At 72.6% G+C, this 15,573-nt stretch carries 14 protein-coding genes; 6 read left to right on the forward strand and 8 right to left on the reverse strand.

Translation table 11 applies throughout. The features are described from left to right. Positions 1-9 precede the first annotated feature (9 nt). The 7 genes from ACLQ3B_RS02090 to ACLQ3B_RS02120 all read right to left on the reverse strand — a co-directional run bounded on the left by ACLQ3B_RS02090 (position 10) and on the right by ACLQ3B_RS02120 (position 8,520). Entirely contained in the window at positions 10-675 is a 666-nt protein-coding gene (locus ACLQ3B_RS02090) for a lysophospholipid acyltransferase family protein (protein ID WP_425776827.1), read from the reverse strand. 20 nt (positions 676-695) lie between these two features. Beyond that, the gene (locus ACLQ3B_RS02095; RefSeq protein WP_425776829.1) at positions 696-1,280 is read right to left on the reverse strand and encodes a TetR/AcrR family transcriptional regulator; all 585 of its coding nucleotides are present in this window, start codon (positions 1,278-1,280) and stop codon (positions 696-698) included. A 304-nt stretch (positions 1,281-1,584) separates the two neighbouring features. Continuing rightward, positions 1,585-3,243, reverse strand: a complete 1,659-nt coding sequence (locus ACLQ3B_RS02100; protein ID WP_425778002.1) for a putative bifunctional diguanylate cyclase/phosphodiesterase — start codon at positions 3,241-3,243, stop codon at positions 1,585-1,587. A 79-nt stretch (positions 3,244-3,322) separates the two neighbouring features. After that, positions 3,323-4,132 (reverse strand): SAM-dependent methyltransferase, encoded by an 810-nt coding sequence (locus ACLQ3B_RS02105; protein ID WP_425776831.1) that lies wholly within the window; start codon positions 4,130-4,132, stop codon positions 3,323-3,325. Between the two features lie 191 nt (positions 4,133-4,323). Then, the gene (locus ACLQ3B_RS02110) at positions 4,324-4,992 is read right to left on the reverse strand and encodes a response regulator transcription factor (protein WP_030337723.1); all 669 of its coding nucleotides are present in this window, start codon (positions 4,990-4,992) and stop codon (positions 4,324-4,326) included. A 7-nt stretch (positions 4,993-4,999) separates the two neighbouring features. Continuing rightward, on the reverse strand, positions 5,000-6,691 hold the full coding sequence (locus ACLQ3B_RS02115; protein WP_425776833.1) for a GAF domain-containing sensor histidine kinase: 1,692 nt from the start codon (positions 6,689-6,691) through the stop codon (positions 5,000-5,002). A gap of 14 nt (positions 6,692-6,705) precedes the next feature. Further along, entirely contained in the window at positions 6,706-8,520 is a 1,815-nt protein-coding gene (locus ACLQ3B_RS02120) for an AMP-dependent synthetase/ligase (protein WP_425776835.1), read from the reverse strand. Positions 8,521-8,638: 118 nt separating this feature from the next. On the opposite strand from ACLQ3B_RS02120, the gene ACLQ3B_RS02125 reads away from it, so the two are divergent. The 6 genes from ACLQ3B_RS02125 to ACLQ3B_RS02150 all read left to right on the forward strand — a co-directional run bounded on the left by ACLQ3B_RS02125 (position 8,639) and on the right by ACLQ3B_RS02150 (position 14,001). Continuing rightward, positions 8,639-9,094, forward strand: a complete 456-nt coding sequence (locus ACLQ3B_RS02125) for an SRPBCC family protein (protein WP_425776837.1) — start codon at positions 8,639-8,641, stop codon at positions 9,092-9,094. 31 nt (positions 9,095-9,125) lie between these two features. Further along, positions 9,126-9,830, forward strand: coding sequence for a hypothetical protein (locus tag ACLQ3B_RS02130; protein ID WP_425776839.1), 705 nt, complete (start codon positions 9,126-9,128; stop codon positions 9,828-9,830). A 74-nt stretch (positions 9,831-9,904) separates the two neighbouring features. Beyond that, positions 9,905-10,852 (forward strand): ROK family glucokinase, encoded by a 948-nt coding sequence (locus ACLQ3B_RS02135; RefSeq protein WP_425776841.1) that lies wholly within the window; start codon positions 9,905-9,907, stop codon positions 10,850-10,852. Between the two features lie 11 nt (positions 10,853-10,863). Beyond that, positions 10,864-11,556 (forward strand): endonuclease/exonuclease/phosphatase family protein, encoded by a 693-nt coding sequence (locus ACLQ3B_RS02140; protein WP_425776843.1) that lies wholly within the window; start codon positions 10,864-10,866, stop codon positions 11,554-11,556. A 117-nt stretch (positions 11,557-11,673) separates the two neighbouring features. Beyond that, positions 11,674-13,080 carry a flavin-containing monooxygenase gene (locus ACLQ3B_RS02145; RefSeq protein WP_425776845.1) on the forward strand — a complete coding sequence of 469 codons (1,407 nt, stop codon included), beginning with the start codon at positions 11,674-11,676 and terminating at the stop codon, positions 13,078-13,080. Between the two features lie 126 nt (positions 13,081-13,206). After that, positions 13,207-14,001: an alpha/beta hydrolase gene (locus ACLQ3B_RS02150; RefSeq protein WP_124821181.1), complete on the forward strand. Its 795-nt coding sequence runs from the start codon at positions 13,207-13,209 to the stop codon at positions 13,999-14,001. A 19-nt stretch (positions 14,002-14,020) separates the two neighbouring features. Here the strand turns inward: ACLQ3B_RS02150 and ACLQ3B_RS02155 are convergent, their stop codons facing one another. Further along, positions 14,021-15,517 carry an alpha,alpha-trehalose-phosphate synthase (UDP-forming) gene (locus ACLQ3B_RS02155; RefSeq protein ID WP_425778003.1) on the reverse strand — a complete coding sequence of 499 codons (1,497 nt, stop codon included), beginning with the start codon at positions 15,515-15,517 and terminating at the stop codon, positions 14,021-14,023. Between the last annotated feature and the right edge of the window lie 56 nt (positions 15,518-15,573).

Raw genomic sequence — 15,573 nt, forward strand, 5'->3', positions numbered from 1 at the left:
CGCCCGCGTTCAGCTCTCCCTGGCGGGCGCGTAGCGCGGCACGTACTCCTGGCCGGTGAGCTTCTGGATCGCCGCCATCACCTCGTCGGTGACCGTCCGGATGTCGCGCGGCCCGTTGATCCGGTCGGCGACCGGGATCGGCGGGCCGAACCGCAGGGTGACGGGGTGTCGACGGGGCAGCCGCGCGTCGACCGGCAGCACTTCGGCGGTGCCGAGCACGCCGACCGGGATGATCGGCACTCCGGCGTCGCGGGCCAGTCGGGTCATCCCGACCCGGCCCCGGTAGAGCCGCCCGTCCGGGGAACGGGTGCCCTCCGGGTAGACGGCGACCAGGCCGCCGGCCCGCAGCACCGGGATGGCGGCGTCGAGGGCGCGCAGGGCGGCCCGGCCGTCGGCGCGATCGACCGGGATGGCGCCCATGCCGGCGACGATGTGCCGGTTGAGCCAGCCGCCCGGACCTCGGCCGTTGAAGTACTCGACCTTCGCCCAGAAGGTGACGTGTCGGGGCGTCGAGGTGACGAGAAACAACTCGTCGGCCACGGAGAGATGATTGCCGGCGAGGATCGCGCCGCCGCCGGGTCGGGGCAGATGCTCCAGCCCCTCCACGCGGGGTCGCCAGCCGACCCGCAGCGCGGTGCCGACGGTCAGCTTGGTGACGTCGTACAGCAGGGGCACGTGTCCTCCGGGGTCGAGTTTCAGGCGGGCGGCGGGCCGAGGTGGGCCTCCAACGCGGCGCGCAGCAGGGCGTCGTCGTCGGTGGCGCCGGTGGCGAGCGGCAGGCTGCCCCAGGCCCAGAGCTGGGCGATGCCGTGCAGGTTCGCCCAGAGCGCGCCGGCGAGCACCGCCGCGGGCGCGTCGGTGGGCCGGCGCGCCCCCGCCACCAGGTCGGCCAGGATGGCGAACAGCGGCAGGCTCGTCTCGCGTAGCCGCAGCCGGCCGCTGTCCAGCAGGTCGTGACGGAACATCAGCTCGAACATGCCGCGGTGGGCCGCCGCGAAGTCCAGGTACGTCCGGGCCAGCGCGGTCAGTCGGGTACGTGGGTCGGCGCCGACGTCGCGCATCGTCTGCTCGATCCGGGCGGTGAGGTCGGCGAAGCCCTCCCGGGCGATGGCGGAGAGCAGGTCGACGTGGGTGGGGAAGTAGCGGCGCGGCGCGCCATGCGAGACGCCGGCACGGCGGGCGATCTCCCGCAGTGACACCGCTGACTGGCCCTCGCGCAGCACCAGGTCCACCCCGGTGGCCACCAACCGCGCCCGCAGCCCCGTCTCGTCCGGGTCCATAGACACTGTCTACCAGTCGCCGTAGACGCTGTCTACCTCGACGGTGGGGTTGACTCAAGCAGGCATGTCTCGGCGGCCCGGCGTGCCTTGCCGGGATCAGCGTGATGACTGTGAGTCATCAAGATGACTCCCAGGCATCACGCTCAACGGAATATCCGGCCCCGCGCTGTCCGCTCGCGTCGTCCGCTCGACGACCATGCTCCTCTGCGCCCAACTGGTGAGCCGGGCGAGCTGCGGGTGATGGGTGAGCCGCAGCTTGGGGGAGTGGGCGGGAACGGGTTGGGGCGTGGGCGGGCCCGAGGGGTCAGCGGATGCGGGCCAGGATGCGGTCGGCTGGGGCGGGGCGGCCGAAGTGCCAACCCTGGGCGGCGTCGCAGCCGATCGCGCGTAGCCGCTCGGCCTGCCCGGCGGTCTCCACCCCTTCGGCGGTGACGGTCAGGTCCAGCGCGTGCGCCAGCGAGACCAGGGAGGCGAGGATCCGCTCGTCGGTGCGGCCGACGGAGGGCGACCGCAGGCCGGCCACGAACTCGCCGGCCACCTTCAGTTCGGTCACCGGCAGGTCCCGCAGGTACGCCAGGTTGCTGTAGCCGGTGCCGAAGTCGTCGATGGCGATGCGTACGCCGAGGTCGGCGAGGACGCGCAGGGCGCGAACCGGCTCCTCGGCGGTGCTCATCATCGTGCTCTCGGTGATCTCCAGTTGGAGCCGCTCCGGTGGCAGGCCGGTCTGCCGCAGAAGCGCACGGACCTCCTGTACCAAACCGGGCCGGTGGACCTGTCGTACCGCCAGGTTGACGCTGACGAACGGCGCGGCGGCACCGCCGGCCGACCACGCCTCGGCCTCACGGCAGGCCTCGGCCAGCACCCAACCGCCCAACTGGACGATCAGGCCGGTCTCCTCGGCCAACCCGATGAAGCTGTCCGGGCGCAGCACCCCCAACTCGGGGTGCCGCCAACGGACCAGCGCCTCCACACCGACCAGGCTGCCGTCGTGCAGCGAGGTCAGCGGCTGGTAGTCGAGGTAGAACTCGCCGCGCTCCAAGGCCGCCGGGATGGCCGCCGAGAGCGCGTAGCGGGCCAGTTCACGTTGGTTGCGCTCGGCGTCGTAGAGCGCCCAGCGCGCCCCACCAGCGGACTTCGCCCAGTGCAGGGTGCTGTCGGCGGCCCGCATCAGGTCCGTGGGGTTGGCCCCGGCCACCTGGCGCTCGACGATGCCTATGCTCGCGGAGATCTGCAGATCGTGCCCATCGACAAGCGCCGGCGTGCGTACCGCGGCGAGCGCGGTCTCGGCCACCGCGACCATGTCGTCGGTGCCGGCGGTGCGTTCCACCAGGATGACGAACTCGTCGCCGCCGAGCCGGGCCACCAGGTGCTCACCCATGGCCTTGCGCAACCGCTCCGCCACCGTGGCCAGCAGCAGGTCGCCGATCTGGTGCCCCAGGGTGTCGTTGACCACCTTGAAGCGGTCCAGGTCGAGGAAGCACACCCCGACCCGCTGCGCGCCCCGGCCCGGTTCGTTGAGCGCGGCGGTGAGCCGCTCGGTGAACAGCGTCCGGTTGGGCAGGCCGGTGAGCGGGTCGTGGGTGGCCTGATGCCGGAACCGGGACTCGCTGGCCCGCAACGCCCGCTCGGCCTGTGTGCGGGCCCGCATGGCGGCGCGGCGGATCGACTCCTGCTCGTCGAGTGTCCGGTCGCGCAGCGCGCGGGCGTAGCCGGTCGCCACGGCCGCCAGCAGCCGGGCCATCCGGTCTTCGACGTCCTCGGCCACCAAACCCAGGTCGCGCACCAGGCGGAGCTGGATGACCTCGACGGTACGACCCAGCCCCTCGGCGGAGGCGATGTGCGCGGCGACCAACTCGGCACCGACCCGGTGCCCGGCACGCAGGTCGAACGGATCGGTGAGCAACGCGCCGGCCAGTTGCCCGGTGAGCCGGTCCAGCAGGGACTCCAACTGGGCCTGGGTCATCGGTAGGTAACTGGTGCCGGAGACCGCCTTCGCCCAGGCCCGGGCGAACGTGCCCGGGTAGGGCGTCGCCCCCGGCGACTCAGTCACCGAGACGCCCGACGCCGCCCATGAAGACCGCGCGCTCGGCGTCCTCCGCGCTCTCCGGAGTGTCCGGTCGCCACTCGGGCACCCAGACCACTCCGGGGTCGAGCAGCTCGAACCCGTCGAAGAGCGCGGTCAGTTCGGCCCGGCTGCGTATCGAGAGCGGGCTGTCGGTGCGCTGGTAGACCCGCTCCGCCTCGGCGCGTTCGTCCTCGCTGCGCCCGTCGTCGCTGGCCTGGGACAGCACCAGGTAGCTGCCGGGCGCCAACGCGTCCCGCAGCGTCCGCAGCAACTCCGCCGGTCGGTCGTCGTCGGAGACGAAGTGCAGGACGGCCACGACCATCACGGCCACCGGTTGGCTCAGATCGAGCAGCTTGCGGACGTCCGGATGGGCCAGGATCGCCTCCGGGTGACGCAGGTCCTCCTGCACCACCGCGGCCTGCTCGTTGCCGGCGAGGATCTCGCGGCTGTGCGCCACCGCCACCGGGTCGACGTCCACATAGACCACCCGTGACTGCGGGTCGAGCTGCTGGGCGATCTCGTGCACGTTGCCGACGGTCGGGATGCCCGAGCCGATGTCCAGGAACTGCCGGATCCCGGCCTCGGCGAGGTGGTGCACGGCCCGGCGCAGGAACGCCCGGTTGGCCTGGGCCATCAACGGCGCCTCGGGCACCGCGGCGACCATCGCCTGCGCGGCGGCCCGGTCGGCGGCGAAGTTGTGCGAGCCGCCGAGGTAGTAGTCGTACATCCGCGCGACGCTCGGGCGCTCGATGTCGATGGTGTCGGGTGCCCAGTCCGGCCGCTGCATGCGTTTCACCCCTCGAGTCCGCGACGCGAGCACCGCCGCCCGCGCGGGTATTGTGCACCCGCCACGCACGCCAGACCATAGCGCGCCGAAGGTTGCCCGCCGACGTCGGTCGATGCGCGACGGTCCGCGCCGGCCGGGAAGCTGGCGCGGACCGTCGGTCGCGACGTCCCGCTCGACGAGCGGAAGGCCTGTCAGAACTTCGGCGCGTCCGGTGCCTCGAGCAGGCCGAGCCGGAGTGCGGTCATCAGGGCCTGAGCACGGTTGGCCGCGCCGAGCTTCTCGTAGAGCTTGGAGATGTGCGTCTTCGCCGTCGACTCGCTGACGAACAGCTGCTTCGCGATGCCCGCCACGCTCATCCCGTCGGCGAGCAGCCGCAGCACCTGCCCCTCCCGAGGAGACAACTGCGGGCCGGAGGGGGCGAGCCGGCGCTTCATCGCCTCGGCCAGGTCGGCCGCGGTGAACGCGCTGGGGGAGGAGGCGGCGTGCCGTGCGGCGGCCACCACCTCGTCGGCCGGGGCGGTCTTCGGCACGAAGGCGCTCGCGCCGGCCTCCAGGGCGCCGAAGAGCTGGTCGTCGCCGGCGTACATGGTCAGCACCACGATGCCCATCGACGCGCTGGACTTGCGCAGCGCGCGGGTGGCCTCCAGGCCGCTGCCGTCGGGCAGCCGCAGATCCATGATCACCACGTCCGGCTGCAAGGCACCCGCCTGGCGTACTCCTTCCGCCGCCGTGGCCGCCTCACCGACGACCTCGAACTGGCGGTCGCGCTCGAAGGCGTGCCGCAAACCCTTGCGAATCAGGTCATGATCGTCGACAAGGAGGACCTTGGTACGGGTGGCCGGTATCGGACTTGTGGTCATCCTCGGGTTACTCCCCTTCTGGTGCTGCGCTGCCGCGCACGTTATCGCGCCTGGCCGAGGTGCCGAGAACCACCGCCACGGTTGTGCCGCTGGGTTGCCGCGGCCTGATCTCCAACCGGCCCCGGATACGTTCCGCCCTCTCGGCCATGATCGCAAGACCGTACCGCCCGTCCGGGCGCTGGTCAGCCATCCCCTGACCGTCATCCGACACTTCTATTTGCGCGTACGGGGGGTCGACCTCACACGTGACCCACAAATTCGACGCCCCGGCGTGCTTGCGCGCGTTTGTCACCGCCTCCTGCGCGATGCGCAGCAACTCGGCCTCCGTGGCGGCCGGCAGCCGGGCGGTGGACTCGTCCAGCGACAGGTGCACCCGCAAGCCGCCGGACGCGCCGACGGTCCGCGCGTACTCCGCGATGGCTGCGGCCAGCCCACCCTGCCGGTCCACCTCGCTGCGCAGCTCGAAGAGGCTCAGCCGCAGTTCCTGGATCACCCGGGTCACCTCGGCGCGCAGCGTACGCAGGGCCTCGGCGGTCTCGTCGGCGTCGTCGAAGACGGTGGCCAGGGCGTTGTCGATGCCGTAGCCGACCATCACCAGTTCCTGTGCCACCCCGTCGTGGATCTCCCGGGCCAGCCGCTGCCGCTCCTCGTTGGTGGCCAGCGAGCGCACCTCGTCGAAGAGTAGCGCCGCCTCCAGCCGCAGCGCGGCCGGGCGGGTCAGCGCGGTCACGCGGGACACCACCGGCGGCGGGTACGCGTGCGCGGCGTCGGCCTCCAGCACCACCAGCCCCACCGTGCGCACCCCGGCGGCCAGCGGAACGATAAGCGCGGACACGTCGCCGCCACGGTGTGAGCGGGACTGCGACCGGGCGGCCGTGGTGGCCTGTTGGGTGGCCCAGGCGTCGGCGATCGCCGAATCGGCGTCCAGCGTCGTCTCCCAGTCGACCCGGTCGACGCCGGCCTGGGCGAGCACCACGAGCCGACCGCCGCCGCTGGCCGACAGCACCGCGCCCCGGTCGGCCCGGGCCACCGTGCGCAGTTCCTCCAGCAGGTGCTCGGAGATGCCGCCCGGGTCCAGGGTCGCCCCGGGCAGCTGCCGGGCCACCGTGCGCAGCTGGGTCAGCAGCCGGGTGGCCTCGGCGTACGGCTGGGGTTTGCCCTCACTGCGGACCGCCATCACCCGGTGCAGCGTGCCGGCGGCGTAGAGCCCCAGCGCCGCGAGGATCAGCCACTGCGCGCAGACCGCGAGGTAACCGAGCTGGCCGAGCTGCGGCCCGCCGTCGACCTGGGTCAGAGCGCCGCTGATCAACAGGGTGGCGGCGGTGACCACGAGCAGCGCGGCGCCCTCGGGGAAGCGGCGGCGCAGCGCGGTGACGGTCACCGGGACCGCCAGGTAGGGCAGCACCGCCGACGCGCCCAGGCCGTCGACCGTGCCGCCGATGGACGCCACCGCGGCGACGTGGCTCGCGGCCAGCCCCAGCACCACCACCTCGGCCACCCGGCTCAGCGGGCCGACCACCCGGTGCTGCGGTGCCAGCAGCGACGGCACCCCGGCCACCGCCAGCAGCGCGATCCACCACAGCTGGGCGACGTCGCGGGTGGCGAACAGGGTCAGGACGGCGACCAGCGCCAGCATCACCAGGCGAGCGGCTGCGGCGAGGGGATGCGGGCGCGGTGCGGTGGCTGTGGATGCGGGCACGTGACGGATGGTAGTCAGCCTCGGTAGATATCGGCGATCTCCGCCGCGTACGTCTTGTGGACAACCTGGCGTTTGACCTTGAGCGACGGGGTCAGCTCGCCTGTCGCCTCGGTGAAGTCGTGGGGCAGGACCCGGAACACCTTGATCGCTTCGGCCTTCGACACGGCCTGGTTCGCGGTGTCGATGGCGGCCTGGATCTCCTTGCGGAGACCCTCGTGCTCGCGCAGCTGCTCGATGGAGGTGTCGAGGGGCATCCCGACGTTCTCCAGCCAGGTCGGCAGCGCCTCCTCGTCGACGGTGACCAGCGCCGCGATGAACGGCTTCCGGTCACCGACCACGACACACTGGCTGATCAGCGGATGGGCGCGGACCAGGTCCTCCAGGACCGCCGGAGCGACGTTCTTGCCGCCGGCGGTGACGATCAGCTCCTTCTTGCGGCCGGTGATGCTCAGGTAGCCGTCGGAGTCGAGCTGGCCCAGGTCGCCGGTGCGGAACCAGCCGTCGGCGCTGATCGTCTCGGCCGTCGCCGTCTCGTTGCGCCAGTAACCCTGGAAGACCAGCTCGCCGGAGATCAGGATCTCGCCGTCGTCCTCGATCCGCACGGTCACACCGGGCAGCGGACGGCCGACGCTGCCCATCCGGGTGCCGGTGGGCAGGTTCGCCGCGGCGGCGGGCGAGGTCTCGGTGAGGCCGTAGCCCTCCAGGACCGTCACGCCGATGCCCCGGAAGAAGTGGCCGAGCCGGGCGCCGAGCGGCGCGCCGCCGGAGATCGCGTCCCGACACCGCCCGCCGAGCGCGGCGCGGAGCTTGCGGTAGACCAGCCGGTCGAAGACCACGTGCTGGGCGCGTAGCGCCAGGCCCGGCCCGCCCGGGGTCTCCAGAGCCTCGCTGTACGCGATGGCTACCTGCTCGGCGCGGGCGAAGATGCCGCCCTTGCCGTCCGCCTCGGCCTTCTGCTTGGCGGCGTTGTAGACCTTCTCGAACACCCGGGGTACGGAGAGTACGAAGGTCGGCCGGAACGCCTGTAGCTCGGCGACCAGGTTCTTGGTGTCGGCGCAGTGCGCCATGGTGGCCCGCGCCTGCACGACGCCGATCTGGATGAGTCGGGCGAAGGCGTGCGCCAGGGGGAGGAAGAGCAGGGTGCTCGCGCCGGCGTTGAACAGGTTCGGCAGCACCGGCACCGCGTTGGCGATGTCGGCGTACATGTTGCGGTGGGTGAGCACGCAGCCCTTGGGTCGGCCGGTGGTGCCGCTGGTGTAGATGATGGTGGCCAGGTCGCCGGCGCGGACGGCCTTACGCCGCCGCTCGACCTCGTCCAGCTCGACCGTGGCGCCTGTCGTGACCAGCTCGTCGACCCCGCCGAGGTCGATCTGCCAGACCTGGCCCAGCTCGGGCAACCGGTGTCGGACACCGGCGATCAGGGCGGCGTGCGCCTCGGTCTCCACCACGACGGCGACCGCGTTGGAGTCCTCGAGGATCCACGCGGCCTGCTCGGCGCTTGACGTCTCGTAGATCGGCACGGTCACCGCGCCGACGGCCCAGATGGCGTAGTCCAGCAGCGTCCACTCGTAGCGGGTCCGGCTCATCAGCCCGACCCGGACACCCGGCTCGATGCCGGCGGCGATCAGCCCGCGGGCCACGGCGGCCACCTCGTCGCGGAACTGGAGGCAGGTCACTTCGGCCCAGACGGTGACGGTGCCGTCGGCGCCCGGGGTGGGGCGGGCGAACTGGACGGAGTCGGGTGCGATTTCGGCGTTGTCCCAGACCGGATCGGTGAGGTTGGCTGCGTCGCCAACGGTGACGATCGGTGGGACGGAAAACTCGCGCACCTGCACTCCTTCGTGCTCGCACTGGCCGGGCGGCCGCCGCCGTGGGCGTCGGCATGTGTCGAAACCTACCCGGCGGGCGGTCGGGGTGAGACACCCAGGAGGCGGGTAGCCTCCCCCCATGGCGGACTCCTCCACCCAGTCGATCATCATCGGCGCCGCACCGGATCGGGTGACGGCGGTCATCTGCGACTTCGCGCGCTACCCGGAATGGACCGAGGCGGTGCGTCGGGCCGAGGTCGTGGAGGAGTACGAGGACGGCTACGCCAGTCAGGTGCGTTTCACCATCGACGCCGGGGTGATGGCCGACGAGTACGTGCTCGCCTACGAGTACGCCGAGGACCTGTCCCGGATCGAGTGGCACCTGGTCGCCCCCTCGAAGATGCAGAAGGCTCAGCGTGGTTCCTACGACCTGGTGGGTAACCCGGACGGCAGCACCACGGTGACCTACACGCTGGAGGTCGACCTGTCGGTCGGCATGCTCGGCATGTTTCGGCGCAAAGCCGAGAAAATGATCATGGACACCGCGTTGAAGCAGCTCAAGCGCCGGGTAGAAGCAACCGGTGCGGCGCAGTGACGTGTCCGGTGGCACGGTAGAGGAGCCGACGGTGGGCGGAACGGATCCGGGTTCGGCCCGGGAAGAGGCGGAGCGGCTGGTCGCCACCCTGCTGGCGGGAGCGCGACTGGCTTCCGCCGGCTCGGCAAGCGGCGCCTTCGGCTCGTTGGGCGGGATGCTGTCCGGTGTCCTCGGTCACAGCGCGGGCCCGGACGGGCGCTCCGGCGCCAGTGGTGCTTTCGCCACCGGTTCGGCCGAATGCTGCGTCTGCCCGGTCTGTCGGGGCATCGCCGCGTTGCGGGACCCGAGTCCGGAATTCGCCGAACGCCTGGCGACCGGCGCCGGTGACCTCGCCGCGGGGGTCGCCAGCCTGCTCCGCGCGCTCTCCCCGCCTGAACCGTCCACGCCGACCCCCGGCGATCCGGCCGCCGAGCCGAACGCTTCGCCATCGCCGGCACCCGCCGCGAGCACCGACGACGTACCCCCGGAGCCAACCCCGAGCACCCCGTCCACCGCGACCGGCGACGACCACGTGTGGCGCGATGCCACCCGTAGCGGGCATGATTCTCAGCCGGCGCCGGAGCGGGATGTCTGGTCGGTCGCCACCCGGACGGCGGACCCACTCGCCCCGGCCGCCGTACCACCCGTCGACGAGGCCGGGGCGGCGACCGTACCGGCACCGACCACCCGTCCCGTGGTGCCCGCCTCGCGGGTGCCCGATGACGCCGGCGCGGAAGCATCGGGCGACGGCGCCTGAGCGCGGGACATTCCGACCCGGACCGGCACTGGGCCGGACCTGGTCGGACAGCACAACAGAGGGGGGCGGCAGCGGTGACGCTGACCATCGGAGTCGACGTCGGTGGCACGAAGGTGGCCGGCGGGGTCGTGGACGACACCGGCGCGGTCCTCGTGCAGACCCGACGGGACACTCCCGCCGATGACGTCGCCAAGACCCGCGACGTCATCATCGAGCTGGTCGGCGAACTGGCCGCCGGACGGACCATCGAGGCCGTCGGCATCGGCGCGGCCGGTTGGATCGACGCCAGCCGTTCGACAGTGCTCTTCGCCCCCAACCTGGCCTGGCGTGACGAACCGCTGCGCGAGTACGTCAGCGAGGCCGTCGGTCTGCCGGTGATCGTGGAGAACGACGGAAACGTCGCCGCGTGGGCCGAGTTCCGCTACGGCGCGGCCCGCGACGCCGACGACTCGATGATCATGTTCACCATCGGCACCGGTGTGGGCGGCGGCATCGTCCTCGGTGGCGACCTGATGCGCGGCGCGCACGGCATCGCCGCGGAGTTGGGCCACATGCTGGCCGTGCCGGACGGGCACCAGTGCGGCTGCGGCCGGCTGGGCTGCATCGAGCAGTACGCCAGCGGCAGCGCCCTGGTCCGGTTCGCCCGGGCCGGTGCCCGGCAGGAGCCCAGCCGGGCCACCGCCCTGCTGGAGTTGGCCGGCGGTGAGGCCGAGGCGATCACCGGCCCGATGGTGACCGCCGCCGCGCAGGGCGGCGACCCGGTGTCCGCCGAGGCGTTCGCCCAGATCGGCCGGTGGCTGGGCACCAGCCTCGCCGACATGGCGCAGATCCTCGACCCGCAGACCCTGGTCGTCGGAGGCGGTGTGATCGACGCCGGTGACCTGCTGCTCGGCCCCACGCGCCGCTCGTACCTCGACGCGCTCGCCCAGCGCGGTCGCCTGCCGGTGGCCGAGGTGCTCCCGGCGGAGTTGGGCAACAGCGCCGGTGTGATCGGCGCCGCGGACCTGGCCCGCCGGATCTGAGGCGGTCCGGGATGGGTGTGCCGCTGCGCGTCGTGTCGTACAACATCCACAGCCAGCGCGACGACACCGCCGCGCTGGCGGCGGTGGTCCGGGCCGCGACGCCGGACGTGGTGATCGTGCAGGAGGGGCCGCGCCGGTTCCGGTGGCGGCAGAAGTCCGCCACGTTGGCCGATTCGTTTGGTCTGGTGGTGGCCGCCGGTGGGCTGCCCGCCCTGGGCAACCTGCTGCTGACCAGCCTGCGGGTCCAGGTGCGGGGCACCCGGTGCCAGCGTTACCCGCTGACCCCCGGCCGGCACCTGCGCGGCGCCGCGTACGCCGACTGCCGGGTCGGTGACGCCCAGTTCACCCTCGCCGGCTCGCACCTCTCCACCGATCCGGCCGAGCGGCCCTCCCAGGCCGCCGAGTTCAAGCGGGGCCTGGACGCGGCGACCAGCCCGGTGCTGGCCGGGGCGGACCTCAACGAGGGTCCGGACGGGCCCGCCTGGGCCACCGTGTCGCGTGGGTTGACCGACGCCGCGGTGGCGGCCGACCGGGCCGAGCGGCTCACCTACTCCTGCGCCGACCCGCGTCGACGCATCGACGCGCTCTTCGTCGACCCGCGGATCACAGTTGTCGACTACGACGTGGTGGACACCCCGCAGACCCGCCGGGCCAGCGACCACTTCCCGGTCCTGGTCGACCTACTCCTGCCCGCCACCGGCTGACCCCCGGCCCCGGCTCGACCGTCGACGCGTCCGTTCCAGGACTGGACATCCGGCTCGGTTGTGGAGAGGATTTCGCGGCGACCGGCACGCCTGCCGTACCAAAAGGAGATCTCCCCGGTGTCCACCTCCACCGACCACGGCCGGCCCGACCCGGAGGCGACCTCGCCCGCGGCGAACAGCGACGGCCGCCCGGTCTCCGACCGGGGCGACACGGTCTGCGTCATCGGGGCCGGGGCCAGCGGCCTGACGGCCATCAAGAACCTGCGCGAGCACGGGTTCGGCGTGGACTGCTACGAGCGGGAGACGGGCGTCGGCGGCGCCTGGAACTGGCGGCACGACCGCAGCCCGGTGTACGCCAGCACCCACCTGATCTCGTCGAAGCCGTTCACCCAGTTCCCCGACTTCCCGATGCCGGACTCCTGGCCGGACTACCCGCACCACGGTCAGGTGCTGTCGTACTTCGAGCGGTACGCCGACCACTTCGATCTGCGCTCGCACATCTGGTTCGGCACCGAGGTGATCCGGGTCCAGCCCGTCGAGGGGGATCGGTGGGACGTCACGACCCGCTCCACCGGCGGGTACGGCCCCGAGCGCACCGCCCGGTACGCCGCCGTGGTGATCGCCAACGGCCACAACTGGTCGCCGAAGCTGCCCCGCTACGAGGGCCTCGAACAGTTCCGTGGCGAGATCATGCACGCGTCGTCCTACAAGGACCCGGCGCAGCTGCGTGGCAAGCGGGTGCTGGTGGTCGGCGCCGGCAACACGGGTTGCGACATCGCCGTCGAGGCCGCTCAGCAGGCGTCGCGTTGCTGGCACTCCACCCGGCGCGGCTACTGGTACGCGCCGAAGTACGTGCTCGGCCGCCCCGCCGACCAGGTCAACGACACCCTGTTGGCGTTGCGGGTGCCGCTGCGGGTGCGGCAGTGGCTCTACCACTGGACGCTGCGGCTGACCGTCGGCGACCTGACCCGCTTCGGCCTGCCGAAGCCCGACCACCGGGTGTACGAGACGCACCCGATCGCGAACAGCCAGCTCGTGTACTACGTGGGCCACGGCGGGATCGCCCCGGTGCCGGACATCGCCCGGTTCCACCCGTACGCGGTGGAGTTGGCCGACGGCCGCGAGATCGACCCCGAGGTGGTCGTCTTCGCCACCGGGTACCTGCCGCGCTTCGAGTTCCTCGACGCGTCGGTGTTCGGTGACAGCGCGGGCGCGGGTCGGCCCACGCTGTGGCTCAACGCGTTCACGCCGGGGCATCCGACCCTGGCCGTCGCCGGCCTGTTGCAGCCGGAGTCCGGGCTGTTCACCCTGTCGCACTGGCAGACGGTGCTCTTCGCCCGGCTGCTCCAGGCCCGCCGGGACCGGCCGGAGCGGGCCGCGGCGTTCGCGCAGCGGGTGCGAGACCGGGCCGGGGAGCGGTACTCCGGGCCGGTCAAGGAGAGCAGCCGGCACTGGTTCGAGGTCGGGCACGCCGACTATCTGCGCGCCGTCCAGCGAGCCCTCCTCGACCTGGAGGGTAAGTGAGCGCGAGGAGTGAGCTTGCGAGCCCCGCAGTCCGCGAACGAAAGGCTGGCACGGTGAGCGCGAGGAGTGAGCTTGCGAGCCCCGCAGTCGCGAACGAAAGGCAGACCAGTGAGTGACCTGCGGATCATGCGGGGCCGGGAGTGGTCGCGCCCGGTCCGGCCGGCCCGGCGGGAGGTGCTCAGCGCGATCCCCGAGCTGGAGGAGGGGCGTCCGCCGCTGCTCTTCGTTCCCGGGTTCGGGCACGGCGCGTGGGCGTTCGCCGAGCACTGGTTGGGTCACGCGGCGTCGCGGGGGTTCCCGGCGTACGCGGTGAGCCTGCGCGGGCACGGTGGCAGCGAGCCGGCGCCGGAGGCGACGCTGCGGGCGTACACCCACGATGTGGTCCAGGTGGCCGCGAGCCTGCCGCGGCAGGCGGTGCTGGTGGGGCACGGCGCCGGGGCCCTGGTGGTGGCGCACGCGTTGGCCCGCTACCCGGCGCGGGGCGCGGTCCTGGTGGCGCCGGTCTTCGGTGGCTGGGGAGTGCTGGGCGCGGCGTTGCGCCGCAACCCCGCCGGTACGCTGCCGGCGGTGTTCGGCGGGCCGTTGCGGCTCAACCGGGGGCAGCTGTTCAGTCGCGAGTTGCCCGACGAGGAGGCCCGGCGGTACGTCGGACGCCTCGGTCGGGCGGGTCGGCGGGCGCAGTGGGCGCTGCTGGGTGAGCCGGAGGCCGAGGCGGCCGTGGGCGCGCCTCCGGTGTTGGTGCTGGGCAGCCCGGACGACCGGGTGGTGCCGGCGTCGACGTTGACCCGGGTGGCCCGCAGGTTCGGGTCGGCGCCGCTGCTGTTCCCCGGGATGGGCCACGACCTGATGCTGGACGCACGGTGGGCGGAGCCGATCGACGCGATCCTGGACTGGTTGGAGAAGGAGCCCGCGGCGCACTGAGCAGCGAGCCCGACGCCGGTCAGCCGCCGGCCTGGTGGACCGCCGGGCTGCCGGTCGGGGTGGTCGGCCGGGGCACCCGTGCGGCGCCGTCGGAGCCGGTGTCGGTGCTGGTGAGGCGACCGACCAGTGCGCCGCCCTCGTCCAGGGCGCGGAGGTAGGAGCGGGCCCAGGCCCGGATGTCGTGCTGGTGCAGGTGGGCGCGCATGGCCCGCATCCGCTGGGTGGTGTCGGCCGGGCTGGCCCGCAGGGCCGCGCTCAGGCCCTGCTTGAGCCCTTCCAGGTCGTGCGGGTTGACCAGGTACGCCTGGGACAGTTCGGCGGCGGTGCCGGCGAACTCACTGAGCAGCAGGGCGCCCGTGTCGTCGACCCGGGCGGCCACGTACTCCTTGGCGACCAGGTTCATGCCGTCGCGCAGCGGCGTCACCGCCATCACGTCGGCGACCCGGTAGAGCGCGGCCAGCTCGGCCCGGTCGAAGGGCTGGGTGAGGTAGTGGATCGCGGGCTCGCCGACCCGGCCGAACTCGCCGTTGATCCGGCCGACCTCGCGTTCGATGCGTTCGCGCAGGATCTGGTACTGGCCGACGCGTTCCCGGCTCGGCATGGCGACCTGCACCAGCACCGTGTCGCGGACCTTGACGTCGCCGCTGGCGAGCAACTCGCTGTACGCCTTGAGGCGCTGCTCGATGCCCTTGGTGTAATCCATCCGGTCCACGCTGAGGACGACCTGCCGGGGATCGCCGAGGTCCTGACGGAGTCGGTGGGCCCGGGCGGCCACGTCGGGGCGGTCGGCGAGCGCGGCCATCTCGGCGGTGTCGATGGACACCGGGAACGCGCCGATGCGGACGACGCGGTCGTCGACGCCGATCCGCCGGTCGGTGGCCGGCAGATCCAGCACCCGGGTCACCAGCTGGGCGAAGTTGTGCGCCGCCTGCACCCGCTGGAAGCCGACCAGGTCGGCGCCGAGCATGCCGCGCAGCAGTTCGGCCCGGCGGGGCAGTTGCATGAAGAGCTCCGGCGGCGGGAACGGCACGTGCAGGAAGAACCCGATGCGCAGGTCCGGGCGGAGCGCGCGCAGCAGACCGGGGACCAGTTGCAGGTGGTAATCCTGCACCCAGACCACGCCGCCCGGCTCGGCCACCTCGGCGGTCGCCTCGGCGAAGCGCTGGTTGACGCGCTGGTACGCCTCCCACCACCGGCGGTGGTGCTGCGGCTGCTCCACCGAGTCGTGGTAGAGCGGCCAGAGGGTGGCGTTGGCGAAACCCTCGTAGTGGTCGCGCAGGTCTTCCGGGCTGAGCGCGACGGTGTGCATCCGCACGCCGTCCACGTCCGGCAGCGAAGGGGCCGGCCCGGTGCCGCCGGCCCAGCCGACCCAGGTCGCCGGGGTGTGCCGCAGGAGGGGGTGCAGTGCGCTGACCAACCCACCTGGGCTGCGCCGCCACTCGCAGGCCCCGTCGGGGGCCTGATTGTCGTCGATGGGGAGGCGGTTGGCCACCACCACGAGAGAACTCTGTCGCATCTCGGGCATTCCGATCAGCAGAGGACTGACCGCCGCGAGCAAGGAAAAACCGGTCA

The organism is Micromonospora sp. DT53 (genome assembly GCF_049841535.1).
Taxonomy (GTDB): domain Bacteria; phylum Actinomycetota; class Actinomycetes; order Mycobacteriales; family Micromonosporaceae; genus Micromonospora.

Excerpts from the sequence above, each read along its gene's own strand:
- ACLQ3B_RS02150 (WP_124821181.1), top strand. The coding sequence starts at position 13,207 with ATGCGGGGCCGGGAGTGGTCGCGCCCGGTCCGGCCGGCCCGGCGGGAG.
- ACLQ3B_RS02140 (WP_425776843.1), top strand. The coding sequence starts at position 10,864 with ATGGGTGTGCCGCTGCGCGTCGTGTCGTACAACATCCACAGCCAGCGC.
- ACLQ3B_RS02100 (WP_425778002.1), bottom strand. The coding sequence starts at position 3,243 with ATGACCCAGGCCCAGTTGGAGTCCCTGCTGGACCGGCTCACCGGGCAA.
- ACLQ3B_RS02110 (WP_030337723.1), bottom strand. The coding sequence starts at position 4,992 with ATGACCACAAGTCCGATACCGGCCACCCGTACCAAGGTCCTCCTTGTC.
- ACLQ3B_RS02095 (WP_425776829.1), bottom strand. The coding sequence starts at position 1,280 with ATGGACCCGGACGAGACGGGGCTGCGGGCGCGGTTGGTGGCCACCGGG.
- ACLQ3B_RS02125 (WP_425776837.1), top strand. The coding sequence starts at position 8,639 with ATGGCGGACTCCTCCACCCAGTCGATCATCATCGGCGCCGCACCGGAT.
- ACLQ3B_RS02105 (WP_425776831.1), bottom strand. The coding sequence starts at position 4,132 with ATGCAGCGGCCGGACTGGGCACCCGACACCATCGACATCGAGCGCCCG.
- ACLQ3B_RS02155 (WP_425778003.1), bottom strand. The coding sequence starts at position 15,517 with ATGCGACAGAGTTCTCTCGTGGTGGTGGCCAACCGCCTCCCCATCGAC.